At 59.9% G+C, this 25823-nt stretch carries 27 protein-coding genes; 14 read left to right on the plus strand and 13 right to left on the minus strand.

Going from position 1 to position 25823, the window contains the following annotated elements:
• Positions 1-33: 33 nt before the first annotated feature.
• Positions 34-408, minus strand: a complete 375-nt coding sequence (locus BMZ40_RS13905) for a DUF3568 family protein (protein ID WP_092376981.1) — start codon at positions 406-408, stop codon at positions 34-36.
• A gap of 59 nt (positions 409-467) precedes the next feature.
• Positions 468-2192 (minus strand): single-stranded-DNA-specific exonuclease RecJ, encoded by a 1725-nt coding sequence (recJ, locus tag BMZ40_RS13910; RefSeq protein WP_092376985.1) that lies wholly within the window; start codon positions 2190-2192, stop codon positions 468-470.
• Between the two features lie 159 nt (positions 2193-2351).
• Between recJ and BMZ40_RS13915 the strand changes: the two genes are divergently transcribed.
• The gene (locus tag BMZ40_RS13915; protein ID WP_092376989.1) at positions 2352-3239 is read left to right on the plus strand and encodes a DUF2156 domain-containing protein; all 888 of its coding nucleotides are present in this window, start codon (positions 2352-2354) and stop codon (positions 3237-3239) included.
• On the opposite strand, the gene topA is transcribed toward BMZ40_RS13915, so the two are convergent.
• Positions 3236-5476, minus strand: coding sequence for a type I DNA topoisomerase (gene topA, locus BMZ40_RS13920; RefSeq protein WP_092376992.1), 2241 nt, complete (start codon positions 5474-5476; stop codon positions 3236-3238). The genes BMZ40_RS13915 and topA overlap by 4 nt on opposite strands.
• Before the next feature lie 126 nt (positions 5477-5602).
• Between topA and era the strand changes: the two genes are divergently transcribed.
• From era to fliQ, 11 genes are read left to right on the plus strand one after another with little or no spacing between them, the layout of a single operon-like run.
• The gene (gene era, locus BMZ40_RS13925; RefSeq protein ID WP_092376996.1) at positions 5603-6520 is read left to right on the plus strand and encodes a GTPase Era; all 918 of its coding nucleotides are present in this window, start codon (positions 5603-5605) and stop codon (positions 6518-6520) included.
• An 18-nt stretch (positions 6521-6538) separates the two neighbouring features.
• Complete coding sequence (locus BMZ40_RS13930) at positions 6539-7234, plus strand: YggS family pyridoxal phosphate-dependent enzyme (protein WP_092376999.1); 696 nt, start codon at positions 6539-6541, stop codon at positions 7232-7234.
• Between the two features lie 22 nt (positions 7235-7256).
• Complete coding sequence (locus BMZ40_RS13935; protein WP_092377002.1) at positions 7257-8012, plus strand: motility protein A; 756 nt, start codon at positions 7257-7259, stop codon at positions 8010-8012.
• Between the two features lie 19 nt (positions 8013-8031).
• Positions 8032-8868 carry an OmpA/MotB family protein gene (locus BMZ40_RS13940; protein ID WP_092377005.1) on the plus strand — a complete coding sequence of 279 codons (837 nt, stop codon included), beginning with the start codon at positions 8032-8034 and terminating at the stop codon, positions 8866-8868.
• Positions 8868-9596, plus strand: a complete 729-nt coding sequence (locus BMZ40_RS13945; RefSeq protein WP_092377008.1) for an OmpA/MotB family protein — start codon at positions 8868-8870, stop codon at positions 9594-9596. The genes BMZ40_RS13940 and BMZ40_RS13945 overlap by 1 nt, the downstream gene beginning before the upstream one ends.
• A gap of 35 nt (positions 9597-9631) precedes the next feature.
• Positions 9632-10147, plus strand: a complete 516-nt coding sequence (locus BMZ40_RS13950) for a flagellar basal body-associated FliL family protein (protein ID WP_092377010.1) — start codon at positions 9632-9634, stop codon at positions 10145-10147.
• A gap of 18 nt (positions 10148-10165) precedes the next feature.
• On the plus strand, positions 10166-11143 hold the full coding sequence (fliM, locus tag BMZ40_RS13955; RefSeq protein WP_092190681.1) for a flagellar motor switch protein FliM: 978 nt from the start codon (positions 10166-10168) through the stop codon (positions 11141-11143).
• A gap of 9 nt (positions 11144-11152) precedes the next feature.
• Positions 11153-11719 (plus strand): flagellar motor switch protein FliN, encoded by a 567-nt coding sequence (fliN, locus tag BMZ40_RS13960; RefSeq protein WP_092377013.1) that lies wholly within the window; start codon positions 11153-11155, stop codon positions 11717-11719.
• Positions 11712-12068 (plus strand): flagellar biosynthetic protein FliO, encoded by a 357-nt coding sequence (fliO, locus tag BMZ40_RS13965; RefSeq protein WP_143075647.1) that lies wholly within the window; start codon positions 11712-11714, stop codon positions 12066-12068. The genes fliN and fliO overlap by 8 nt, the downstream gene beginning before the upstream one ends.
• Positions 12004-12795, plus strand: a complete 792-nt coding sequence (gene fliP / locus BMZ40_RS13970; RefSeq protein WP_245751117.1) for a flagellar type III secretion system pore protein FliP — start codon at positions 12004-12006, stop codon at positions 12793-12795. The genes fliO and fliP overlap by 65 nt, the downstream gene beginning before the upstream one ends.
• 20 nt (positions 12796-12815) lie before the next feature.
• Entirely contained in the window at positions 12816-13085 is a 270-nt protein-coding gene (fliQ, locus tag BMZ40_RS13975; RefSeq protein ID WP_092190689.1) for a flagellar biosynthesis protein FliQ, read from the plus strand.
• A gap of 9 nt (positions 13086-13094) precedes the next feature.
• Here the strand turns inward: fliQ and BMZ40_RS13980 are convergent, their stop codons facing one another.
• Positions 13095-13853, minus strand: coding sequence for a TrmH family RNA methyltransferase (locus BMZ40_RS13980; RefSeq protein WP_092377213.1), 759 nt, complete (start codon positions 13851-13853; stop codon positions 13095-13097).
• A 175-nt stretch (positions 13854-14028) separates the two neighbouring features.
• Here BMZ40_RS13980 and BMZ40_RS13985 point away from each other — a divergent pair, with 175 nt between their 5' ends.
• Positions 14029-15600 (plus strand): lytic transglycosylase domain-containing protein, encoded by a 1572-nt coding sequence (locus BMZ40_RS13985; protein ID WP_177193181.1) that lies wholly within the window; start codon positions 14029-14031, stop codon positions 15598-15600.
• Between the two features lie 49 nt (positions 15601-15649).
• Here BMZ40_RS13985 and BMZ40_RS13990 read toward each other — a convergent pair whose 3' ends face one another.
• From BMZ40_RS13990 to queA, 9 genes are all read right to left on the minus strand, one after another.
• The gene (locus tag BMZ40_RS13990; protein ID WP_092377019.1) at positions 15650-17911 is read right to left on the minus strand and encodes a PAS domain S-box protein; all 2262 of its coding nucleotides are present in this window, start codon (positions 17909-17911) and stop codon (positions 15650-15652) included.
• The gene (gene ercA, locus BMZ40_RS13995; protein ID WP_092377022.1) at positions 17895-19052 is read right to left on the minus strand and encodes an alcohol dehydrogenase-like regulatory protein ErcA; all 1158 of its coding nucleotides are present in this window, start codon (positions 19050-19052) and stop codon (positions 17895-17897) included. Before ercA ends, BMZ40_RS13990 begins: the two co-directional genes overlap by 17 nt.
• Before the next feature lie 144 nt (positions 19053-19196).
• Entirely contained in the window at positions 19197-19769 is a 573-nt protein-coding gene (locus tag BMZ40_RS14000; RefSeq protein WP_092377025.1) for a DNA-3-methyladenine glycosylase I, read from the minus strand.
• Positions 19766-20578 (minus strand): shikimate dehydrogenase, encoded by an 813-nt coding sequence (gene aroE / locus BMZ40_RS14005; protein WP_092377028.1) that lies wholly within the window; start codon positions 20576-20578, stop codon positions 19766-19768. Before aroE ends, BMZ40_RS14000 begins: the two co-directional genes overlap by 4 nt.
• A gap of 73 nt (positions 20579-20651) precedes the next feature.
• Positions 20652-21215, minus strand: a complete 564-nt coding sequence (locus tag BMZ40_RS14010) for a 2-oxoacid:ferredoxin oxidoreductase subunit gamma family protein (protein ID WP_092190702.1) — start codon at positions 21213-21215, stop codon at positions 20652-20654.
• Positions 21212-21973: a thiamine pyrophosphate-dependent enzyme gene (locus BMZ40_RS14015; protein ID WP_092377033.1), complete on the minus strand. Its 762-nt coding sequence runs from the start codon at positions 21971-21973 to the stop codon at positions 21212-21214. The genes BMZ40_RS14010 and BMZ40_RS14015 overlap by 4 nt, the downstream gene beginning before the upstream one ends.
• 2 nt (positions 21974-21975) lie before the next feature.
• Positions 21976-23037: a 3-methyl-2-oxobutanoate dehydrogenase subunit VorB gene (locus BMZ40_RS14020; RefSeq protein WP_092377036.1), complete on the minus strand. Its 1062-nt coding sequence runs from the start codon at positions 23035-23037 to the stop codon at positions 21976-21978.
• Entirely contained in the window at positions 23034-23273 is a 240-nt protein-coding gene (locus tag BMZ40_RS14025) for a 4Fe-4S dicluster domain-containing protein (RefSeq protein ID WP_092377039.1), read from the minus strand. The genes BMZ40_RS14020 and BMZ40_RS14025 overlap by 4 nt, the downstream gene beginning before the upstream one ends.
• A gap of 55 nt (positions 23274-23328) precedes the next feature.
• Complete coding sequence (gene queA, locus BMZ40_RS14030) at positions 23329-24414, minus strand: tRNA preQ1(34) S-adenosylmethionine ribosyltransferase-isomerase QueA (RefSeq protein WP_092377042.1); 1086 nt, start codon at positions 24412-24414, stop codon at positions 23329-23331.
• A gap of 86 nt (positions 24415-24500) precedes the next feature.
• Here queA and bioA point away from each other — a divergent pair, with 86 nt between their 5' ends.
• Entirely contained in the window at positions 24501-25784 is a 1284-nt protein-coding gene (gene bioA / locus BMZ40_RS14035; protein ID WP_092377045.1) for an adenosylmethionine--8-amino-7-oxononanoate transaminase, read from the plus strand.
• The last annotated feature ends 39 nt before the right edge of the window (positions 25785-25823 follow it).

The raw sequence follows: 25823 nt of genomic DNA on the forward strand, positions 1-25823 counted from the left end.
AGATAAGCCCCCGGTGATCGGGGGCTTTCGTCTTTACAATCGGGCCTGAATTGCTTCGTGAATGCGCCTCGATGCAAGCTCGTCGCCAATATACCCCACCCGGACCGAGACTTCGGTGGTGGTGGAGCTTTGGGCGGTAAGCGATATCCAGACATCCCGGTCCCCGTCCACGACCTTGACCGAAGCCTTGCTGAGCTGCTTTTGCCTGTCCTGAATGGGCAGCCCAAGAGCTTCGCAACCGGCCAGCGTGGCCTGATACGTGGTGTCCAGATTGGCGTTGTAAGTCCGCTGCAACATCCCCGCGACATACGTATAGGTTCCGACGGCTGCCGCCCCTCCGACTACCAATGCCGCACATCCAGTGCTTAACAGTACGAGAATAATCAATAAATTTCTGAGGGCTTTCATATGTTCCTCCGTGATTTTCACTGCTGTGTACGTGTTTTTAGGGATAAAGAAAAGCGCGCTCACTCCAGGGACAGGATATCCTGCACCGCCAGCTCGATCTGTTGCAAACCGTTGAATTTCGACAGGCGCGGCGTGTAGGCGATTTTAATCTGTCTGCCCGTGAAAGAGGCGTCCTGCCAGCGTTCACCCTGTCTCCAGGCCACGGCGCGCATGTTTGTTCCGTCGCTGGAGTCGGACAGATGCAGCTCCAGATGTTTTTTCTGGCTGAAAAAACGATGTTTGAGAATGTTCAGGGGCGGAGAAAGGAAAATGGGTCTGGGGTTGCCTTGGCCGAAGGGCTGGAGCAGTTCAAGTTCCTTGAGCAATGTGGCCGTGATCAAGGCGAATGGCAGCTCCGCGTCCAGCTCCAGGACCGGCGGGGCCGGGTTTGAGCCCAGTTGCTCTTCCACGGCCCAGGCAAAAAGATTTTTCAGATTCGCCAGTTGGAAGGGCTCCAGCTTGAGTCCTGCTGCCTGGCGGTGTCCGCCGAATTTGTAGAGGCACTGCTTGCAGGACAAGAGCGCCTGGTACAGATCGAAAGCGGGAGTGGAACGGCCTGAGCCTTTGAAGATTCCGTTTTCCTTGGTCAGGATCAGACACGGGCGATGAAAGCGCTCCACGATGCGCGAGGCCACGATGCCGATGATGCCCGAGTGCCAGTGTTCGGAATGCAGCACCAAGCCAGGCAGGTGAAGCTGCGACTCGGCCTGGGCTATGGCTTCTTCAAGGATGCGCTGCTCTTCGAGTTTGCGCTTGGCGTTGAGCTTGTCGAGTTTTGTGGCGAGTTGCCTTGCTTCTTCCGGATCTTTCGCCAGCAGCATGCGGACGGCAAGATCCGGGTCGCCGATACGGCCTGCGGCATTGATGCGGGGCGCAAGCGCAAAGCCGATGGAGCCCGTGCCCACATTGTCGTCCGGCGCAAGACCGCTGATTTCCTTCAAGGCCTGAATGCCGGGCCGCCTCCCTTCCTTGATCAGCAGAAGGCCGTTCTTGACCAGGATTCTGTTCTGTTCATCGAGTGGGACCACGTCGGCGACGGTGCCCAGGGCGACCAGATCAAGAAAATCGCGGATGTCTGCCGCAGCCCCGGGGAGGAGGCGGTTGACCGCGCCCATGAGCAGAAAGGCCACTCCGACTCCGGCAAGGTTCGGGGTGGGCCATCCTTCGAGCTTGGGGTTGATGATGACTTCGGCCTCGGGCAGTTCCTGGCCGGGCAGATGATGGTCGGTGACGATGACCTGCATTCCAAGCGCCCTGGCTTCGCGAATCTCCTCGTTGTTGGCGATGCCGCAATCGACGGTCAGCAGAAGCCCGATCCCTTGGGCGGCCAACTCGCGGATGCCGTCCACATGCAGCCCGTAACCGAAGTCCAGTCTGTCGGGGATGTAATGGCTGATTTCGACGCCCCGTCGGGCCATGAAGTCCTTGACCAGTGTTGTGGCCGTGATTCCGTCCACATCGTAGTCGCCCCAGACCGCGATCCTGCGGTTTTCCTCGACGGCTTTGCAGATGAGCGCCGCACCGGCTTCGATGCCGGGCCATTTGTCCAGCGGATGCAGATAGCGAAGCCCGGGGCTCAGGAATTTGTCCATGTCGGATTCGTTGGCCAGACCGCGCAGGGACATCAGGTGGACCAGCAGGGGGCTTACTTCAAGGCGTTCGGCGATGCCACGCTGCTGGGCGGGGTTTTGCGCGGCTTCGGGAGCCGGAGCTTTGAGTTTCCAGGTGGCCTGGGTATCTGACATAAGTATCATGCTTCCGGAAAATTGGGGTGACGTGCTTTGACATCCACGGGTTACAAAGTATAATTGTTTTTTCCTCAACTGCAAGAGCTTTGATTTCTTGAGTTTTTAAATCTGATCAAAATAACCGTAATTGTTGCGTAACTTATATTGGAAGGACCTATGGAAAAAACGTTTCGCCCCATCACCCTTGACGGGCAGAAAGAATATAACCGGCGTCTGGCGCAGTGCGGCCAGAAGCCTTCGGATTACAGCTTCATCAACCTCTGGGGCTGGGGGCGGGAGTACGGCCTGGAGTGGTCTTTTAGGGATGACTACGTACTCATTAGGCAGACTTTTCCGCAAACCATGTACTGGGCTCCCGTTGGGGATTGGGAAAAGGCCGACTGGGCCGCCCTGCGGGACGATTTGCCGCAGGACACCTGTTTCATCCGCATCCCCGAGGAATTGAAGCTCATCTGGGAGCAGCGGTTGCCTGGGATTGAGGTAGAGGAATGCCGGGAACACTGGGATTATTTGTATGATGTTGGTGAGTTGACCGAACTCAAGGGCCGAAAATTCCACAACAAGAGGAATTTGCTCAACCAGTTCATGCGCGACCATGATGCAAAATTCGTATCCCTGGATGAAAAAACCGTGGAATTCGCCCTGGCCCTGCAGACGGATTGGTTCTTGTGGCGCAACAGCGAAAACGATCAGACCCTGGACGCGGAAAATCGGGCCATCGTCAAGGTCATGCATGACTGGTCAAGGCTGGAAGGGCTGATTGGCGGTGGGCTTGTGATCGATGAAAAGATGATCGCCTACACCATCGCGGAGGCCCTGGACGATACGACCGTGGTCATCCATTTTGAGAAGGGATGCCCCAATTTCAAAGGGGTGTACCAGGCCATCAACCAGATTTTTCTGGAGCGGTGCTGCCAGGGTTTTCAGATCGTGAATCGTGAGCAGGACCTTGGCGACGAAGGGCTGCGCAAGGCCAAGCTCAGCTACAACCCCGTGGCGTTTCTGAAGAAATACAGGATCTGCATGCGCGGCGGCCTGCTCTAGTCCTCTTTTTCCCAGTATCCGCAATCCTTGACCGGGCAGGCCAGGTGCACTCCCCTGGCCTTGGTCTCCTTGCGCACCAGAATCTTGGATTCGCACAGGGGGCAGGGCTTGGCCACGGGAAAGTCCCAGACCGCGTAATCGCATTTGGGATATTTGCTGCAGGAATAGAAGGGCTTTCCGCGGCGGCTGGTTTTTTCGACCAGTTCGCCGTCGCATCCGTCCTTGGGGCAGGCCACGTGGGTGCTTACGGATTTGGTATGGCGGCAGGCCGGATAGTTGGAACAGGCCACAAATCTACCGCCGGTCTTGGTCTTCTTGACCACCAGTCGGCCGTCTTCGCATTTGGGGCAGGGTCCGAGCTCTTCGGGAGCTTCTTCCTTGACCAGCTCGATTTCTCCGGCGCTGTTGCGGGTGTAGTTGCTGGTGAAGGAACAGGCGGGATAATTGGCGCAGCCCAGGAAGGTTCCGTTCTTGCCGAATTTGACCACCAGTCGGCCGTCCTCGCATTGCGGGCAAGTCAGCCCGGTATCCATGCCGGCCTTGACCTGGGTCATGTTCTCGCGGGCCTTGTCCAGGGTCGGGTTGAAGTCCAGCGTGAAATCCCGGAGCAGGGCGACCCAGTCGGATTCGCCCTCGGCGACATGGTCGAGGCTTTCTTCCATGCGCGCCGTGAAGCCGGCGTCCATGAGGTGGGCGAAATGTTCCACCAGAAGGTCGCAGACAATGACGCCAAGATCCGTGGGCTGGAAATGTTTTTCCTCGATGTGGACGTAGTCGCGCTCGGTCAGGGTCGAGATGATCGCCGCATAGGTCGAGGGACGGCCGATGCCCAGTTCTTCGAGCTTATGCACCAGGGACGCTTCGGAGAAACGTGCCGGGGGCTGGGTAAATTTTTGTTCCTTGTGCAGTTTCTCAAGGCTCAGTTCCTGTCCGGCCACAAGTTTCGGCAGCAGGGCGCTCTGGCTGTCCGAGGACTGGGGCCAGATCCTCAGAAAACCGGGGAAGACGAGCCGCTCGCCCTTGGCGCGCCACAGGGCCGGGCCGCTCTCAATGGTGGCCACCGTGTCCCAGAAGCGTGCGGAAGCCATCTGCGAGGCCATGAAGCGCTCCCAGATGAGCTTGTAGAGCTTGTACTGTTCGGGCGGCAGGTTGTTCTTGATGGAGTCGGGAGTCAGGCTCGGATCGACGGGGCGTATGGCTTCGTGCGCGTCCTGTGCGCTGCCCTTGCTTTTGTAGACCCGGGCCTCGGCGGGATAGAATTCCGGCCCCATGGTGCTGATGATCCACTCGCGGGCGCCGTCCCGGGCCTCGTCGGAAATGCGCACCGAGTCGGTACGCATGTAGGTGATGAGCGCCGTGGTTCCGCGTTCGCCAAGCTCCACGCCCTCATAGAGGCGCTGGGCCACGGACATGGTCCGTTTGGCGTTGAAGCCGAGCTTGTTGCTGGCGTCCTGCTGCAGGGTGGAGGTGATGAACGGCGGGCGCGGGTGGCGCTGGCGTTCCTTCTCGACGATGTTCTGGACCACATAGGGCAGTCCGCTGACGCGGCTCTCCAGTGCCAGGGCCGTCTTTTCGTCGCCGATGACGGGCTTTTCCCCGTCCACTTTCCACAGGTCGGCATCGAAGGGCGGGGGCGTTTCGCCCTGGACCGTGATCTTGAAGAGCCAGTATTCTTCGGAGATGAAGGCCTGGCGTTCACGTTCGCGGTCCACGATGAGACGCAGGGCCACGGACTGGACACGCCCGGCGGACAGGCCGCGTTTGACTTTTTTCCAGAGCAGCGGAGAAATCTTGTAACCGACCAGACGGTCCAGGATGCGCCTGGCCTGCTGGGAGTCAAAAAGAGGCTTGCGCAGTTCCGTGGGGTTGGCCAGGGCCTCTTTGACGGCCTTGGCCGTGATCTCGTTGAACTGGATGCGCTTCACGTTGGGATTGGCCGTCCGGATGATCTCGGCCACGTGCCAGGCGATGGCCTCCCCCTCGCGGTCGGGGTCCGGGGCCAGATAGACCGTGTCCGCAGCCTTGGCGGCGGATTTGAGCTTGCTGACGACCTTGGCCTTGCCAGGGATTATCTGATAGTCCGGGGCGAAGTCGTTGTCTTCGTCAACGCCCAGGGTTTTGGTCGGCAGGTCACGCACGTGTCCCACGGATGCTTCCACTTCATACCCGCCGCCCAAAAACTTTTTGATGGTTTTGATTTTGGCGGGTGATTCTACGATGATTAAGTCCTTGCCCATAATGTTTGGGGGCTATATCCAGATTCCGAAGCGCAGGGCAAGGGATAATTCCCGCAAATCCCGAACGCTTCCCCGAGGCTGAATTTCAACCCGTCGGTATCCTTTTACAAAGATCATATGGAACCCATGTCCCCTACCTATCGAGCAGGATTCATCGCCCTAGTCGGGCCTCCCAATGCAGGAAAATCCACTTTTTTGAACAAGGTCCTTGGCGAGAAGATCGCTATCGTCTCTCCCAAGCCCCAGACCACTCGCACCAGCATCACCGGGATTCACACCACCGCCGAAGAGCAGATCATTTTTCTGGACACCCCCGGCGTTCACACCGCGCGCGGCAAGTTGAACCGCTTTCTGGTCGATGCCGCCTGGGGCGCCCTGCAGGAGGCCAACGGAGTCATCCTGTTCCTCGACGGCTCCCGCTACGCGGGCAACGAAAAAGCTCTGGAGCGCGACCTGCGCCCCCTGGCCGCCCGGATCGGTTCTCTTGGCGTGCCCATGGCCGTGGCCTTGAACAAGGTCGACCAGATCAAGCCCAAGGAGCGCCTGCTCGGACTTTTGGCCAACTGCGCCGAGCGTTGGCCCGGAGTGGAGCTGGTGCCCATCTCGGCCCGCACTGGGGTTGGCGTTGACGGTCTGCTGGCCGTGATCCGCAATTTCCTGCCGCTCAGTCCGGCCCTCTTTCCCGAAGATCAGCTGAGCACGGCGTCGGTCCGGTTCATGGCCTCGGAGATCATCCGCGAAAAGCTTTTCCTGGCTCTGGACCAGGAGTTGCCCTACAACGTGGCCGTCGAAATCGAAACCTGGGAAGAATTGCCGGAACAGAACATGACCATGATCGGGGCCATGATCTATACGTCAAAAAACAGTCACAAGGGCATGATCGTGGGCAAGCAGGGGCAGAATTTGAAAATTGTCGGCCAGCAGGCCCGGCAGGAACTCAAGACCTTGCTCGGAACGAAAGTGCATCTGGAACTCTGGGTCAAGGTGCGCGAAGGCTGGACCGAAGACGGTCAGTTCATGACTTCCCTGGGCCTTGGGTCCTAGGGCAGGAGGAGAGCGTCCATGGATCAGCCAAGCATCACCGACCGGTGGCAAAAAGTTCTGGAGCAGATGGCCGCGGCCGCCCGCAGGGCCGGAAGGGACCCGGCTGACGCGCGTCTGCTGGCCGTTTCCAAGCTGCATTCCGCCCACGATATCCGGACTCTTTTCGAGGCCGGACAGCCCATGTTCGGCGAAAATTACGTGCAGGAGGCCCTGGGCAAGATGGCCATCCTGCCGCGTGAAATATCCTGGCATTTCATCGGGCATCTGCAGACCAACAAGGTCAAGAGCGTGGTCGGGCGCTTTGGCCTCATTCACGGGGTGGATTCCCTGAAACTGGCCCGCTCGTTGCAAGGTCAGGCCGAAGCGATGGACGTGGTCCAGGACGTGCTGGTGCAGGTCAACCTGGCCGAGGAAAAGCAGAAAAGCGGCATTCTGGAGTCGGAGTTGCCGCCTTTGGCGGAATTTCTGGCCCACGCCACGAATCTGCGCTGGCGGGGACTCATGCTCATGCCTCCTTTTTTTGACGATCCCGATCGGGCGCGTCCCTATTTCGCCCGTTTGAGGGAACTTGCCGAAACCTTGCGCACAGGCTTCGGCCTTGCCCTGCCCGAATTGTCCATGGGCATGACCGGGGATTTCGAGGCGGCTATCGAGGAAGGAGCGACCTTGGTGCGCATTGGCACCAGAATATTTGGAGAACGCGGCTCAATCTAACGGCCCTGGGGACGGATGTTTTATGGATCTGGCCACAATCATCGGAATCTTGGTCGCCTTCGGGCTGGTCATCGCCGCCCTGGGCGGTGACGGCTTTCTTTTTCTGGATTTTTCCTCTCTGCTCATCGTGATCGGTGGCACCATCGGCGCGGTGCTGGTGACCCATCCCCTGGAGAGTGTTCTTGGCGTAGCCCGCATCATCAGGAAGACGTTCATGTCCAAGGCGGACGACCCTGCGGCGCTCATCGCCCAGTTTGTCGATTACGCCACCCGGGTCCGGCGCGAGGGAATCCTGTCCCTGGAAGCGCATCTGAAGAACATACCCGATGATTTTCTGCGCAAGGGCCTGCAATTGACCGTGGACGGCCTTGATCCGCAGCTCATCCAGGAAATCATGGAGACCGAAATCTCGTGTCTTGAGGAGCGCCACCTGAAAGGCGCCGAGATATTGCTGACCTTTGGAACCCTGGCCCCCGGCATGGGCATGATCGGCACCATCATCGGCCTTGTGCTCATGCTCAAGCGCATGAACGATCCGAGCACCATCGGCCCGGCCATGGCCGTGGCCCTTTTGACCACCTTTTATGGCGCCATCCTCGCCAACCTCGTCTTCAACCCCATGGCCGGCAAGCTGCGGGCCCGCAGTCGCGAGGAAGTCCTGATCCGGACCATGATCCTGGAAGGGATCATGTCAATTTCGCGTGGCGAGAACCCGCGCATTCTCGAAGAGAAGCTGAACAGCTACCTGCCTCCCAAGGAGCGCAAGGTCAGGCCCTGAGGCTGGACAGGGGAAAAGCATGATCAGTAAGAGGGCGAAAACCGAGCAGTCGAAACCTGGGGTTCCGTCCTGGATGATCACCTTTTCGGATCTGGTCACCCTGCTGATGACGTTTTTCATTGTGCTCGTGTCCATGGCCTCCCTCACGGACATCTATAAACGCAAAGTCGCCATCGGCTCCGTTTCGGGTACCTTCGGCACCGGCGCGCCGAGCATGAGCGATCTGACCACGGTGGACACCAGAACCCAGGTCGACCCCGGGCCCATCAACGTTTTCAAGGATCTCTCGCCGGTCAAGGATCACCTTTGGGAAGATCCGGACAAGGATCTGCGTTTTGAATCCAACCGCTTCATGCAGCGGCTTTCCATAGGGGCCGATGCCCTTTTTGCACCCGGTTCTTCGGAACTCACGGAGAAAGGTCGGTCGCTTCTGGACCGTCTGCGTCCCGTGGTCATGGAAAGCGCTCATCCGCTTGGATTGTCGGGGCACGCCTCGGACGGCATGGACGAATTTGGCCCTGACTATCTGGCCAAGCCGTGGGTCAAGGTTGATTTCTCCTGGGAGCTCTCCCTGGCGCGGGTCATGGCCGTGTACAAGTATTTCATTGAGACGGGCGTCGAGCCCGAGAAGCTGCGCCTGGAAGCTTTTGGACGTTTTCGGCCACGCGTGACCACCGAAGACCCAGGCGAGAGACTGACCAATCGGCGGGTTGAAATCATCCTCGACCGGCGTGTCGGCAGCTGGAGCCATGAGATGGCGGCCCAGGCCGTGCGCGAAGACTCTGCCCAAAAGCCCACGGACAGTTACCGGGTCAAGGATTTTCTGTTCCGCTTCGACCTGCCGGGAGAACCCTGATGGCTCGCAGGAAAAAACGCGCCGAATTTGAGTCTCAGGGATCGTCATGGCTGGTCACCTTTGCGGATCTCATGACCCTGCTGCTGAGTTTCTTTGTGCTGCTTCTGTCCATGTCGTCCATGGACAAATCCATCCTGCGCGACGTGGTCTCCCACTTCGTTGGCGACATGGGGCTGGCTCCGAAAAAAGGGGCGGGCAGGCTGACAACCCACTTCGAGTTCATGAATGTGATCATCGAGAATCCGGCCGAGGCCCTGCACGATCCGCAGCGCATCAAGGATTTGCTTTTTCCGGACGAGGTCTTGCCCGAGGGCATGGCCAGGAGCACCCTTGACGAGAATCTGCGAATCCTGGTGAGGCCCGAGGGAATCGCTCTCGTCCTCTCCGACGGGCTTCTTTTTGACATCGGAGAAAGCGCCTTGACCCAGGACAGCCGCAAGCTTCTGTCGGAGTTCTCCCGTTTTCTGGCCACCGTGACCATGCCGGTCAACGTGGCTGGATACACGGATAACGTCCCGGCGGGTCAAAAAGACAACTACATGCTGTCCTCGGAACGGGCCATGTCCGTGCTGAGTTTCTTTTTGCAGCAGGGTTTTGATCCCGGACGTTTTTCCGTTTCCGCCTATGGCGAGGCATTTCCCCTGGGCGACAATACCACGCCGGAAGGCCGGGCCAAGAACAGAAGAGTGGAGATTTTACTCAAAACCACGGGAAGAACGTATCTTTAGGCCCGTTTTTCGCAAGGATCAAAAAGGAGGAATATATGGCCGAAAAAAAAGCGGCTGCACCGGAAAAGGCTGAAAAGAAAAAGGGCGGCAAGCTCAAGCTCATTATCATCGCGCTCGTTGTCCTTGGCGTTCTGGGTGGGGGAGGTTTCGCGGCGTGGAAGTTCTATCTGCAGCCGAAGGCGGCTGGGGAAACCGCCGAGAACGCAACCGTCGAAGGCGCCGACGGACACAAGGCCGAGGTCGAACCGGGCGGACAATTGGTGACTCTTGACTCTTTCGTGGTCAACCTGTCCGATCCCATGGGGCGTAGATACCTGAAAACCACGCTGGATGTTGAAGTGGCCAACGCGGCGGCGGCGGCGGAGTTGACCGCAGCCATGCCCAGGGTCAAGGATACCCTGCTGCTCCTGCTTTCCAGCAAGTCCTTTGCCGATATCAGCAGCATGGACAAGAAGATCGAGCTGAAAAACGACATCGTCAGTCGACTGAACCAGATTATCGGCAAGAACAAGGTGCGCAATGTCTATTTTACGGAATTCGTGGTCCAGTAAGCGACTGGTGGGCAGCATATGAGCAAGATCCTCAATCAGGACGAGGTCGATGCCCTGCTCCGGGGAATCTCGGGCGGGGAGATCGAGACCGAAGAAGAGGTAGCCGTTGACACGAAGGGCTTCGTGGCCTTTGATCTGGCCAATCAGGACCGGATCATTCGCGGCCGCATGCCCGTGCTTGAGATCATTAACGACCGCTTCTCACGACTCTGCACCAGCGCCTTGGCCAACACCATGCGCAAGCGGGTGGATGTGAACCCGATCTCCATCGACATGTCCAAGTTCGGGGATTTCATGCGCTCCCTGCCCGTGCCGACGAGCATCAACATCTTCAAGATCGATCCCCTGCGCGGCAATGCGCTTTTGGTGGTCGATACCCGGCTGGTGTTTTCCCTGGTGGAGAATTTTTTTGGCGGCGCAGGCAGTCAGCCCAAGATCGAGGGCCGCGATTTCACGCCCATCGAGCAGTCCATCATCGTAAAAGTGGTCAAGATCATCCTGGCCAATCTTGAAGACGCCTGGCGGCCGGTGCACGAGGTCAGCATCGAATTGCTGCGCTCTGAAATCAACCCGCAGTTCGCCACCATCGTCCCTCCAAGCGACGTGGTAGTGGTCATCTCTTTCGAGGTGGAACTGGAGAATGCCCTGGGGTCCATGGTTCTGGCGCTGCCGTATGCCACCATTGAACCCATCAGGTCGAAGCTGTACGCCGCCTTCCAGACCGAGCGCCTGGAAATCGACCATGCCTGGATTTCCCGTTTCCGGGATCGGCTCATGGAAACGCCCGTTGATCTGAACGTCACGTTCGGCACGACGCAGATCACCGGCCGTCAGCTTCTCGACATGAAAGTCGGCGACATACTCATGCTGGACCAGGACGAGGACGACATGCTTTCGGGCCGGATCCACGGGATACTCAAATTTTTCGGACTTCCGGGTTTTGTCAAAGGAAACAAGGCGTTCAAGATCGTCAAAGAACAGGAACTCAATTACTAGGGGAACGGTATGGTCGAAGATCAGGACAAGCTGGCGGCGGAATGGGCCGCGGCCCTGGAACAGCAGGGTGAGGCGGAGGCTGAAGGCGGCGGGGCCGAGAAAGACCTGGCCGATGCCTGGAGTTCGGCGTTGCAGGAACAGGACTCCGGCGGCTCCGATCAGGCCCTGGCCGACGAATGGGCCAAGGCTCTGGCCGACGAGGAGGAGACCAAGATTCAGCATGAGAAGAAGCAGAGACAGCTCGCCGCCCAGAGCAAGGATTTCGATTACAAAGATTTGACGGCGGAAGCCAAGGCACCAAGGCCCGAAGGGCTGCGCAAGGACCTTGACTTCATCCTCGACATTCCGCTTGAAGTCTCGGCCCAGCTCGGGAGCACCAAGCTGCTCATCAATGAACTGCTACAGCTCGGGCAGGGCTCGGTCATAGAATTGAACAAGCTGGCCGGCGAACCTCTTGAGATCCTGGTCAACGGCAAGCTCGTGGCGCGCGGAGAGGCCGTGGTCATCAACGAAAAGTTCGGGGTGCGTCTGACCGACATCATCAGCCCCATCGAGAGGGTCAAGCAACTTGGATAACGCGACTTTGACAGGCGCCGGTGCGGGACTCGGACTTGCATCGGTCAAAATGGCGGCGGCGTTGCTGCTTATTTTGGGGCTTATTTTCCTCGGGCTCGCGCTTCTGAAACGCTTTGGGCTGGCGGCACGACTGCAAGGGCGCGGTTCCGGTGCTCTCAGGGTGGAGGAGAGAGTTGCCCTTGGTCCGCGCAAGCAGCTGGTGGTGGTCCGCTTCTTGAATAAGCTTCTGGTGTTGGGCGTCACCGACAACGGAATCAACTTGATAGCGGAGCACCAGGCAGACAATGAACCGATCCCGGATTTTCAGACCACACTGGACCAGGAAACTGGGGAGGATACTCCTTCCTAGCCTGATTTTCTGTTTTTTTCCTATTTTACTCCTGGCCGCCGATGGGCCCAATCTTCCTTCTCTTTCCTTGCAGCTTTCCAGCGGTCAGGCCGAGCCCCAGAAAGTGGCCGTGGCGCTGGAGATCATGGCCCTGCTCACGATGCTGTCCATGGCTCCGGCCTTCATGCTGACGGTCACGTCCTTCACCCGCATCATCATTGTCTTCCATTTTCTGCGTCAGGCCATGGGAACCCAGCAGATGCCACCCAATCAGGTGCTGGCCTCCCTGGCCATCTTCATGACCGTGGTCATCATGATGCCTACGGGACGCACCATCAACGATACGGCCCTGCAACCCTACCTGAAAGAAGAGATCGGCTACGGGGAAGCCTTGCAGCGGGCTGAGACACCGCTGCGTACTTTTCTTTTCAAGCATACTCGGGAAAAGGATCTTTCGGTATTTTTCTCGATGACGGGTCTTGAGAGGCCGCAGAACAAAGATGAAGTGCCGACCATGGTCCTTGTTCCTGCCTACGTGATCAGCGAGCTCAAGACAGGATTTCAGATTGGATTTTTGATTTACATACCATTTCTCATTTTAGACATGGTTGTGGCCAGTATCCTTCTTTCCATGGGTATGATGATGCTTCCGCCGGTCATGGTTTCCTTGCCGTTCAAGATTCTTCTTTTTGTCATGGTGGATGGCTGGAATCTGATAATAGGCTCTCTTGTAAACAGTTTTATCTAGCCCCTGATCAGGAGTGGAGCATGACCCCCGAATTTGTCATCGGTTTCGCACGGCAATCCATTGAATTGACCCTGGTCATCGCCTTGCCCATGCTTGGCGTGGGACTGGGAGTGGGTGTTTTCGTGAGCATACTTCAGGCCGCGACACAGATTCAGGAAATGACCCTGACGTTCGTGCCCAAGATCATCGCCGTTTTTTTGGCGCTGCTCATATCCTTCCCCTGGATCATGGACAAGATGATCACGTACACCCAGGAGATTTTCCTGAATTTTCCGCAATACATCAAATAGCTCGCCCCATTACAGCCTCTGCCGCAACATTTCCGTCATGATCATGGCGCCGGCCTGGGCCACGTTCAGCGAATCGAATCCGCCCTGCATGGGAATGGACAGCTTTTCCGTGCAGCGCTTGCCCACATTGGGGCGCATGCCCTTGTCCTCGTTGCCAAGCACCAGCACCGCAGGGAAATGCAGGCGGGCCTGAAAGAGGTCCCGGCTTTCGGGCCCGGTGCCCGATCCATAGATCGCAAGTCCGGCCTCGGCGCACGCATCGAGTGCCCGGGCCAGATTGACCACCTGGCACAGAGGGAGGCTGTCGAGCGCCCCTGCAGCGGCTTTGGCGGCCGCCGGGCCGATGAAGGCCGTGCGGTCCTTGGGAAAGAGCATACCGGCCCCGCCAAGGGCCAGGAGGGTGCGGGCCAGCGTGCCCACGTTTCCCGGGTCCTGAACCTGATCCAGGGCCAGGATGAGCGGAAACGTGCTCCCGGCGGCCCGGGTGATGAGTTCGTCCAATTCGACGAGCTGCCGTCCGCGCAGGCGGGCCACCACCCCCTGGTGATTCCCGGGGTACATGCGGTCCAGATCCGGGCGCCGCACCTTGCGGAAGCGCACCCCGAGCTCGCGGCATTTGCCGATCACATCGCCAAGGCCCGGGGCGTCTTCAGACAGAAACACCGTGTCCAGTGCCTCGGGCCTTGAAGTCAGGAGTTCAAGAACCGGCTTGCGGCCCGGGGTGAGATGGGCATTGTTTTCGGATTTTTCGTGTGTTTGATGGTCCATGATGAGCCCCTGGTTCGGATTTGCAATTTGATTTTTTTTTCTGTAGCAGGTCAAAATGCTCGATCTCGCTCGCCCGTTTTTTAAGGGCCAGTGGCCAACTTGTGACCAGGAGATTGTTTTGACATTTCATATACGTGGAGTTCTGCTCCTTATCATGCTGATCTTGGCAGGTTGTATGCCCGTCAAGAAAGCTCAGGGACCGTTCCCGGACGGCTCCGGCATGGCGAGTCAGAACGCCGAAAATATGCCGCCGCGGGATGCAGCGGTCAAGGAAGGCGCACCGGAGGCCTGTGGTCCGGTCGACGATGTTGACCCGCTTGATGTCCTGCCGGAGGGAGAAGAACTTCCCGACGCCGAATCCCTGTCCGCCGAGGAGCAGAAAATCCTCGATACGCAGATATCCTTTCATATCGGTCTGGATACCGAGGAAAACGAGGATGTCCAGCGCTATTTTCACTACTACACCCACGTTCAGCGGGGCACGATGACGGGTTGGCTCAAGCGGGCGCAGCTCTATCTGCCGCATATCCGGGAGCGCTTTCTGGCCGAGGGATTGCCCGAGGATCTTATTTATCTGCCTTTTGCCGAGAGCGGCTTCAATCCTTTTGCCCAGTCCCACGCGGGAGCGTGCGGCGTGTGGCAATTCATGCCCCGGACCGCCATCAACTATGGGTTGACCGTGGACAAATGGGTGGACGAGCGCCGTGATCCCTACAAATCCACCGAGGCCGCCATTGCCTACCTGAAGAAGCTGTACGGGGATTTCGGGGATTGGTCCTTGGCCCTGGCCGCCTACAATGCAGGCGAGGGCGCCATCGGCCGCGCCCTGAAAAAGACGGGCACCGAGGATTTCTTCAGCCTGTGCGAGGCCTCCGAGGATCTGAAGAAGGAAACCAAACTGTACGTTCCCAAGTTCCTGGCCCTGGTCAAGGTTGCCAGGAATCTGGAAAAATTGGGTTTTGAACCCCTGAATATGGATAAACGTTCCGCTGCGCCGGTCATGCTCAAAGTCAAACCGGAAACGGATCTTTTGGCGCTGTCCCAAAGCGTGGGCATGGACTGGAAGTCTTTTCGGGAGCTCAACCCCTCTTTTCGCAAGCAGGAAGCGCCTCCCGGACGGTCCGTCAAAGTCGCGGTCCCTGGCCATCTCGTGGCCAAGGCCCAGGACTTTTTGAAGCGTCCCGTGACTCCACGGCAAACCCGCTATGCGTCCTACAGGGTGAAACCCGGGGACACCTGGTGGGGAATTTCCCAAAAGTACAATGTATCAGTGGCGGTCTTGCAGCAAGTCAACGATGTCAGCAGGACCAAGGCCCTCAAGGTGGGGCAGGCGTTGCGCATACCCGGCCAGGGTCCGGCGTCCGATTCAGTGGCTGATGCCAGAAAGTGGGCCTCCAAAAGAGCCAATTATCTGGTCCGCGAGGGCGACACGCTCTGGTCCATCGCCAAGCAGTTCAAGACCGATCCGGCTTCGCTGAGCCAGGCCAATGGCATCCAGCGATCCTCGGTGCTGCGCGTCGGCCAGAAGCTCTATGTGCCTGATGCCGGCAGCGCCGACGTCAAGGTCGCCAAGGCCAGTGCCGATGCCGTGCGCACAAAGCTGGTCAACTACAAGGTTCAGCCGGGGGATAGCCTGTGGGGTATTGCCAAGCGTTTCGGGGTGACTCCCTCCGACTTGCTGGCCTGGAACAATCTGGCGAAGAATGGTCATATCCGCCCGGGAGATCGGCTCAAGGTCTATCGCTGATAACGCGCCCTTCATTCATTCAAGCGGCAGGCTCCCGGGCCTGCCGCTTTCATTTTGACGACATCGCGACCGGCAGGTCGATGATGAATCTGGTCCATTCTCCCTCGGCCGTCTGCACGGCCATCATGCCCGCGTGCTCCTCGGTGATGATGAAGTAGGAAACGGACAGCCCGAGCCCCGTGCCCTTGCCCACGGACTTCGTGGTGAAGAATGGTTCGAACACCCGTTTGCGCACGGATTCCGAAAGCCCTGGTCCGTTGTCTTCCAGCTCAATGCGCACCCATGGTGCATTTCTTTTCACCCGCAGCGTGAATTGCGGCCACTGTCCCTCCGGGTAGATCTTGTCGCCCATGGCCTCGGCCCCGTTGCGCAGCAGGTTCAGGAAGACTTGCTGCAGCTTGCTCGCCGAGCCCTGGATTTTGGGGAGATTGTCTTCGTATTCACGGACGATGCGGATTTTTTTGAAGTCGTAATTTTTCTTCAGATCGTAATCGGTGCGGGCAAGTTCCAGTGTCTTGCCGAGAAGTTCCACGATGTTTTCCGGGGCCAGCACCGGTTCGCTCTTGCGGCTGAAGCTGAGCATGTTGCTTACGATCTGCGCGGCTTGTGCCCCCGAACTGCGCACGGAGTTCAACATTTTCGGAATTCCCCGTTTTTCAAGATAGCTTTGCAGGGCCTCAAGGGTGAAGCCCGCTTCCTGCGCCGCCAGTTCGTTTTGCGGCAACGGCAGAAGGAGTCTGGTTTCCAGGACCTGGGCGTTGCCCATGATCGAAGCCAGGGGATTGTTGATTTCGTGGGCCATCCCGGCAGCCAGGCCGCCGACGGAGAGCATTTTCTCCGACTGAATCAGGATTTCCTCGATGCGGACCTTCTCGGTCACGTCGTCGATGCGGATGACCGCCCCTTCCACCCCGTTGGTGATCAGGGGGTAGATGGTCACGTCTTCGTACATGGTCTCGCCATGTTCCACCCTACTCAGTTTCCCCTCGAAAAAGGGCTTCTTGTTGGCGATGGACTGGCGGATCTTTTTCATTTCGGAGCCAAGCCAAGGCACCACCTGCCTCAGAGGCCGGCCTTGCGCCTGGGCTTCGCTCACGCCGGTCACCAGCGCTGCCTGCTGGTTCCATTGTGCGATGCGGCCGTCGGCATCGACGCCGATCAGCATGGACGGCATGGAGTTGATGATGTTGGCGAGCAGGGTGCGCAAGCGCTGGGTTTCCTTTGCGGCGCGGTTGCGTTCGGTTATGTCCACGAAGGATCCGATGATGCCTTGCGCGTTCTTGAATTCGTCGAAAAAAATCTGCTTGGCGAAGATGACTTCGCGCAGGTCGCCATTCTTGTCGCGGACTTTGGATTCGTACGTGCTTTTGCGAGTGTCCTGACGCAGGCTGTGGTCGTTATTGTCGTAGACATCGGCGAGGTCCGGCCATAACTCCCGGGCTGTCCTGCCGCGCAGAGCCTCGGAGGTAATGCCCATGATGTCGGTGAAGGTCTGGTTGCAGCCCAGATAGCGCCGCTTGGAGTCCTTGTAGAAGATCGGGATGGGAATGGCGTCCAGCAGCACCTCGGTGAAGCGCAGGTTGCGAGTCAGGTCGGCGTGGGCGCTTTGCAGCTGCTCCTCGGTTATGCGCCGACGCTGGCCAGCCAGGATGAGCGCGACCTGATCGGCGATGCGGCTGGCGAAAGTGACTTCGTCCGGCTGCCAGACGCGCGGCTCTCCGACATGCTCGAAGCAGATGACGGCGGTCAGTTCTCCGTCGATGAGCACCGGCACGTCGAGCATGGACGCAATTCCGTTGGCTTCGAGATATTTTGGGGAAAAATCGCGGGTGCGTGGGTCCTGCAGGGCGTCGGTCACGATGACGGGGCCTTTTTCGATGGCCTCGAAATAGGCGCCGAACCTGCCGCATTCCAGGCAGGTCCCGGATGTATGCTCACCCCCATGCGCATCGAACTTGTCCATGCTGCAGAGCCTGTCGGGCTCCATTATCCACAGGCTGGCCCGGGCCACGTCCATGGCGTGGGTCATCCGGGTCGTGATCATGGGGGCGGCTTCCTGCAGAAGGCCATGAAAAACGGTTGGATGCGTCGAGATTTCGGCGATGACGGCCTGCTGCCGTTCGATGCGCTTCAGGGTTTCGCGCAGCGTCTCTTCGGCCCGGTGCCTTTCGGCGATTTCCCCCTGCAACTCCCGGATCTTTTGCTGCAACATGGGGTAGTAGCTTTTGCGCCCTGAAGATTCGCTGAGACCCACGATCTTGTCGCGCAGGGATGTGGCGCTGATCACGCTCTCCTCAGGTTGCTTCTTCATAGATGACTTGAATGTCGCGCTTGTTGGCGGATTTGGGGTTGGTGACCAGACAAGGGTCAAGGATCGCCTTGTCCGAAAGCACCGGGATGTCGCTGGCGCGTATGCCCTTGGAGGCCAGCCTGTCCCTGATGCCAAGGGCGCTGCGCAGGCCTGTCATGGATTCGATGAGCCACGCGCGCACTTCCGAGGTGCTCATGCCCCGGGAATCAAGGCCCATGTTTTCGGCGATGACCCGGAATCGTTCGGGCGCCGCCGAAAAATTGTAGTCCACCACATGGGGCAGGAGCAGGGCGTTGCATTCGCCGTGGGGCAGGTCCTTGTAGCCGCCCAGGCTGTGGGCCAGGGCGTGCACCGCGCCAAGGCTTGCGTTGGAAAACGCCAGCCCTGCCTGCATGCTGCCGAGCATGGTCTTGGCCTTGAGTTCCATGTCCTCGGGATGCAGAAAGGATTCCAGCAGATTGCCGTGAACCAGGCGGATGGCTTCCAGGGCGTGCACGTCGGTCATGGGCGAATGCGCGCTGGACACAAAGGCCTCGATGGCGTGGGCCAGCGCGTCCATGCCCGTGCAGGCGATGAGGTACGGGCTCTTGGTCATCAGGGTCTGGGGATCGATGAGGGCCACATCGGGGATGATGGTCTTGCTGATGATGGCTATCTTGGTCTTGCGGTCCGTGTCGTTGATGATGGCGAACTGGGACACGTCGGCCGAAGTGCCCGCCGTGGTCGGGATGCAGATGAGCGGCGGCATGGGCACGATGATCTTGTCCACGCCTTCGTAGTCGAGGATGTGTCCGCCGTTGGAGACGACGATCCCGATGCCCTTGGCGCAATCCATGGGACTGCCTCCGCCCACGGCCACGATGCCGTCGCATTCGCCCGCTTCATAGGCCGCGACACCGGCCATGACTTCCGCGGTCTTGGGATTGGGGGTGATGTCCGAAAAAATGACGCCTTCGATGTCGAAGGCGGCCAGACTGTCCATGACACGTGTGGCCCATCCGGCAGCGAGCACGCCTGCGTCGGTGACGACAAGGGGTCTGGTGATGCCGAATTTGCCTGCGTACTGTCCGGCCAGATCCACCGCGCCCACCCCGAAAATCGTTTCCGGAGCGACAAATTTGCGCAGATCGGTGAAGTTCATGCTGTTCCCCCAGGAGCGTTTTGGATGAAATGCCCGATACTCATTTTTAGCACGCTACGGCTTGATGTGCCAGAATAAGTTGGCTTGCGCGTTTTTGCTCCGGGAGCAAAAGACGAAGGGCGGTGGGGCGGTAAGTCCTGCTGCTCAGGCCTGCCGGGTCACTTCCTCCCTGCGAAAGCAGTCCCGACTGTGATCGTTGAACAGTCCGACGGCCTGCATGTAGGCGTGGCAGGTGGTTCGGCCCAGAAAGGAAAAGCCGCGTCGCTTGAAGTCCAGCGCCAGCGCGTCGGCCTCGGACGAGGTCGTCTGGTAGTCGGCCAGGGCCCGGATGTCGTGGGCAATGGGGCGGCCGTCGACGAAGTTCCACAGATAGGACGCGAAAGTGCCGAAGCGGGATTGCACTTCCAAAAATGCGCGGGCGTTGGCGATGGTCGTCTCGATTTTGCGACGATGGCGGATGATGCCGGGATCCAGGAGCAGTCGGTCCACGTCCTGGGTGGTGAACCGCGCCACCTCCAAAGGATCGAATCCGGCAAAGGCGGCCCGGTAACCTTCCCGCTTGCGCAGCACCGTGTACCAAGACAGCCCGGCCTGTGCCGATTCAAGGATGAGGAACTCGAAAAGAACGCGGTCGTCGTGGACCGGCACTCCCCACTCCTCGTCGTGGTAGCGGACGTAGTCGGGCTTTGAGAGATCAAGCCAGGGACAGCGGATCATGCCTTGCCTCGGGCGGCCAGGGTCTCTTCCAGCAGGGAGACGGCGCGCGGGACGGGGAAGCGCTGCCCGGTCCAACGTTCGAACTGGGCCAGCCCCTGGTGCACGAACATGGGCAGGCCGGGGATGGTCGCCACCCCTTCGCGTGCGGCCTGGGCCAGAAGCTGGGTTTCCCTGGGGTTGTAGACCAGGTCGTAGACCAGGGAGATGCCGGTCAGGGACGATTTCCAGGGCGAAAGGGCCTGGAAGGGACCGGACATGCCAAGCGGGGTGGTGTTGACCAGCAGGCTCGGGCGCACGTCGTGCCGGTCGGCCCAGGGCACATGCTCGGCCTGGAACGATTGGGCCAGGCGGTCGGCCCGGCCTCCCGTGCGCGCGGACAGGAGCACCTGCCATCCCGCTTGGCGCAGGCCGTGGACCGCCGCACGGGCGGCCCCTCCCGCGCCCAGGACCAGGGCCGTGCCGGGCTGCGTATCGCGTTCACGGAGCGGCGCCATGAACCCGGCCACGTCGGTGTTGTCGCCCCAGACCATTTTGTCCTGCCAGTAGAGGGTGTTCACGGCCCCGATGTCGCGGGCGTTGTCCGTCAGCCTGTCGACAAGGGGCATGACCGTCTCCTTGTGCGGAATGGTCACGCTGGCCCCGTGAATGGGCAGGGTGCGCAGGGCGGCCATGAAGGCGGCGAGTTTTTCGGGGGGCGTGTCCCAGACGTGGTAGGAGGCCTTTATGCCCAGTTCCCGGAAGCCCCAGTTGTGCAGGACGGGACTCAGGGTGTGCGCGAGGGGGTGGCCGATGATGCCGAGAAGAAGCATGGTCGCACCTCGGACGGTTCAGGTGATGGATGGGTGCGGAAAAAAACGGGGCCCGCGAGGGCCCCGGGAATCGTTAAGCGTATTGACCGTTGGCGATGACGTAATCCGCGCCGGCCTGTATGGCTGCAGCGTTCTTGGGAATCATGTGGCTGTAGTGCGAGGAGATGACCGAATCGAGGCTGTCCTGCACCTGCTTGACCGGCATGATGCCCGTGGCCTGCACGTAGGCGCCGATGGCGACCATGTTGGCCATGCGCGTATTGCCCAGTCCGTCGGCGATCTCGTTGACCGGAACGGCGTAGACCTTGACCCGGTTCTTGTCGGTCTGAGCCGGGTCGATGAGCGAGGAGTTCAGAATCAGGACTCCGCCGTCCTGCAGTTGCGGCTGGAACTTGTCCAGGGACGGGCCGTTCATGATGATCAGGCTCACGGGCGAGCGGATGATGGGCGATCCGATGACGTCATCGGAGACCACGACGGTGCAGTTGGCCGTGCCGCCGCGCATTTCCGGTCCGTAGACGGGAATGTAGGTCACGTTGAGCCCTGCGTTCATGCCCGCGTAGGCCAGGAGATTGCCGATGAGCATGACGCCCTGGCCGCCGAATCCGGCGATGATTGCATCCTGGTAAATGCTCATTTCTCCTCCTTTGCCAGCACGTCTTTGAAGTTGCCCAGAGGGAAGTAGGGGATCATTTCCGTTTCAATGCGCTTGTTGGCCTGAAGCGGGGTCATGCGCCAGTTGGTGGGGCAGGTGGCCAGAATTTCCACAAAGGAGAAGCCGGCATTTTTGGTCTGGCACTCGAAGGCCTTGGTTACGGCCTTTCTGGCTTTCTTGATGTTTTTGATGTTGTTGACCGCGACCCGTTCCGCAAAGGCCACACCGCCCAGGGAGGCGATGATCTCGGTCATGCGGATGGGCATGCCCTCGTTCTCGCTGCAGCGGCCGCCGGGGCAGGTGGTGGTCTTCTGGCCGACCAGGGTGGTCGGGGCCATCTGACCGCCGGTCATGCCGTAGACGGTGTTGTTGACGAAGATCGTGGTGATGTTCTCGCCCCGGTTGGCGCAGTGCATGATCTCGGCCATGCCGATGGAGGCCAGGTCGCCGTCGCCCTGATAGGTGAAGACGATCTTGTCCGGCCGGGCGCGCTTGACGCCGGTGGCCACCGCCGGAGCGCGGCCGTGGGGCGATTCGATGGCATCCAGGGTGAGGTAGTTGTAAATGAAGACCGAGCAGCCGATGGATCCGACAAGGATGGTGTTGTCGACCAGGCCCAGGTCCGTGATGGCCTCGGCCACCAGACGGTGGGCCGTGCCGTGATGGCAGCCCGGACAGTAATGCGAGGCCCGGTCGGTCAGGACCTCGGGATAGTTTGTGACGCGAATTTCCTGGGTCATGCTTATCCCTCCAGCGCCTTCAGAATGGGTTCTTCGAAATCATCCGGCGTGGGCAGATTGCCGGGCAGCTGGCCATGGAACGCCGAATCAGCCACGGTCCGGATGGAGAGACGCACGTCTTCCACCATCTGGCCCATGTTGTGCTCGATGGTCAGGAAGCGTTTGCCTTCCTTGGCCAGGTTCAGGAGCACTTCCGAAGGGAAGGGAAAGAGCGTGATGGGCCGCACCAGCCCGACCTTGTGCCCCTGGCCGCGCAGTTTGCGGATCGTGCTTTTTACAATGCGGCCGATGGACCCGAAGGCCACGACGACAAGCTCGGCATCTTCGGTCAGGAAAAGCTCCTGATCCACTTCGGCCTGCATGGCCTGGTACTTGGCCTGAAGCTTCTGGTTCTGTCCCGCCAGCGCGCCGTCGTCGAGGAAGAGGGATTTCAGGAGTCGCGGAGCGCGGTCCTTGGCTCCCTGCAAGCCCCAATCCTGCCCCTCGTCCGGGTCCAGGTTCTCGGGCACCCACGGTACCACCGGCTCCTTCATCTGGCCGATGATGGCGTCGGCCAGGACCAGGACCGGGTTTCTGTACTTGAAGGCCAGGTCAAAGGCCTTGATGGTCAGGTCGTAGGCTTCCTGCACCGTGCCCGGCGCCAGGACCAGCAGCTTGTAGTCGCCGTGTCCGCCGCCCTTGACGGACTGGAAGTAGTCGCCCTGGGAGGGGCCGATGTCCCCGAGGCCGGGGCCGCCGCGGCTGACGTTGACCAGCACGCCGGGGAGTTCGCTGCCGGCCATGTAGGAGATGGCCTCCTGCTTGAGGGACATGCCGGGGCTCGACGACGAGGTCATGGCCCGGATGCCGCATCCTGCCGCTCCGAGCAGCATGTTGGCCGCGGCCACTTCGCTCTCGGCCTGCACGAACTGTCCGCCGGCCTCGAACATGGCCGAGGACATGAATTCGGGGATGTCGTTCTGGGGGGTGATGGGGTAGCCAAAAAAGCATTTCACCCCGGCGGCCAGGGCACCGCGCGAGATGGCTTCGTTACCTTTGACGAAGATGCGTTTGGGAGTGCTCATTTTTCTCCTCCTTTGGCCGACTTCGTCGTGTACACGTTGATGGCATAATCCGGACACATCATGGCGCAAAAGGCGCAGCCCTTGCACTCGCTCATCATGTCGGGGGCGATTTCGGTCACCTTGTATCCCTTCTGATTGAATCGACTCGATTGCTGGATGATGCCGGTCGGGCAGACTTCGGTGCAGAGCAGGCAGCCCTTGCAGCGGTCTTCCCGGAACTCGACTCTGCTTGACATGGAATACCTCCACGGGGGGATAGTGTTGACGATCAAAAAATTCCTGTCGGGCGTGTCAGCGGATGAGCATGGCGTCGCCGTACGAAAAAAAACGGAAACCCTGCCGCACCGCGTGGTTGTAGGCATCGATAATCTGTTGCCTGCCCGCGAGTGTGCAGACCATAATGATTAGGGAAGAGCGGGGCAAGTGGAAGTTGGTGATGAGCTGGTCCACGACCTTGAAGCCATAGCCGGGGCGGATGAAAATGTCCGTCCAGCCCTTGAAGGGACCGATTTCCCCCAGGGCCGTGGCCATGCTCTCCAGCGTCCGGGAGGTGGTCGTGCCCACGGCGACGACGGGCCGTCCTTCGCTTTTGGCCGTGGCGATGGCGCGGGCCGTTTCCTCGGACACTTCGGCGTATTCGGCGTGCATGACGTGCTCGCGGATATCGTGCGCGCGCACCGGGCTGAAGGTGCCGTAGCCGACGTAGAGGGTGACTTCGGCCATCCGGATGTCCCGCGCGGCCAGGGCGTCCATGATCGACGGGGTAAAGTGCAGCCCGGCCGTGGGCGCGGCCACGGAGCCGAGCTTGTCTTCCCGGGAGTATACGGTCTGGTAGCGGGTGCGATCCTCGCTCTTGTCCTCGCGGTGGATGTATGGGGGCAGGGGGATGTGACCCTGCTTCAGGAAATGTTCGGCCAGATCGCCGGTCCAGCGCATCGCAACCTTCGCCCTGCCGAACTCGCCCTTTTCGAGCACGCGCAGTTCGATGCCCGGGAAAAGGAGTCGGTCTCCCTGACGCGGTCCCTTTGACGCCTTGAGCAGTCCTTCGACCGTGGCGGTCTTGGTGCCGTCCGCGTTTGCGCCTGGCTCTATGAGCGCCAGGGGTGTGAGCAGCAGGAATTCGACCTTGCCGCCGGACTCCTTGCGTCCGATGAGCCTGGCGGGCAGGACCTTGGTGTTATTGACCACCAGCAGCGCGCCCGGCGGGAGAAGGTCCGGGATGTCGGCGAACATGGCGTCGCGCACTTCGCCGCTGTTCCGGTCCAGCACCAGCAGCCGGGAGGCCCCGCGCTTTTCGGTCGGGTCCTGGGCTATCTGGGCCTCGGGCAGGTCGAAATCATATGATTGAAGATTGAATTCCGGTGGAATAGCAGTCATGTTTGTCCTCGTGTCCACGTGCTGCTAGCCCAAGCCACGGCGAAGCGCAATTCCTCCGAACAGTGCAAAACCTCACCGGCGAACCCATGACCAACCACATCCTTGATTTTGACCGCCAGCACATCTGGCATCCCTATACCTCGACGACTTATCCCCTGCCCGTGCACGAGGTCGTCTCCGCGCACGGCGTGCGTCTTCGGCTCGCGGACGGCCGGGAGCTCGTCGATGGCATGGCCTCGTGGTGGGCGGCCATCCATGGCTACAACCATCCCGTCCTGAACGCCGCCGTCACCGACCAGCTCTCCCGCATGGCCCATGTCATGTTCGGCGGCCTGACCCATGCGCCGGCCGTCGAGCTTTGCCGGTCCCTGGTCGAACTGACGCCCGCGCCCCTGACCAAGGTTTTTCTGGCCGATTCCGGCTCGGTGGCCGTGGAGGTCGCCATCAAGATGGCCTTCCAGTTTTGGATCTGCCGGGGCCGGGGAGGGAAGAACCGCCTTTTGACCATCCGGGGCGGCTACCACGGAGATACGTTCGCGGCCATGAGCGTGTGCGACCCGGTGAACGGGATGCACGAGAGTTTCTCGGGCGTCCTTTCCAGGCACCATTTCGTGCCGCGGCCCGGCTGCCAGTTCGGCGACGAATGGGACGAAAGCGACATCGCTCCCATGCGCGAAACCCTTGAGCGCCATCATGACGAGATCGCGGCCGTGATTCTTGAACCCGTGGTGCAGGGCGCGGGGGGGATGTACTTCTATCATCCCATGTATCTCAAACGCGTGCGGGAACTCTGCGACGCCTTCGACGTGCTGCTCATCGCCGACGAGATCGCTACGGGTTTCGGCCGGACCGGGAAGCTTTTCGCCTGCGAACACGCCGGGATCAGTCCGGACATCATGTGTCTGGGCAAGGCCCTGACCGGGGGGTACATGACCCTGGCCGCGACCCTGGCCACGGATCGCGTGGCGGAAGGGGTCTGCCTGGGAAAACCCGGAGTGTTCATGCACGGCCCGACCTTCATGGGCAACCCGCTGGCCTGCGCTGTGGCAAGGGCGTCCCTGGGCCTGCTTATTGATAGCGATTGGGCCTCGCAAGTGGCGCGGATCGGGCGTTTACTGACAATTGGCCTTGCCCCATGTCGAAATTTGTCCTACATTTCGGACGTGCGCATCCTCGGCGCCATCGGAGTGGTGGAGCTCAAGGAACCGGTGCGTATGGCCGAAATTCAGACCGCTTTTGTCGATGAGGGTGTCTGGGTTCGTCCCTTTGGCCGTTTGGTGTACGTGATGCCGCCATACATCACGGATGACCAGGACCTGGCCTTTTTGACCAAATCCTTGATCAAGGTTGTGGCGGAGCATTTTCGTTGATGCCCCTAGGCCTTGATCACAAACGACCGGCTGCCGCGT

Source organism: Desulfomicrobium apsheronum (assembly GCF_900114115.1).
Classification (GTDB): domain Bacteria; phylum Desulfobacterota; class Desulfovibrionia; order Desulfovibrionales; family Desulfomicrobiaceae; genus Desulfomicrobium; species Desulfomicrobium apsheronum.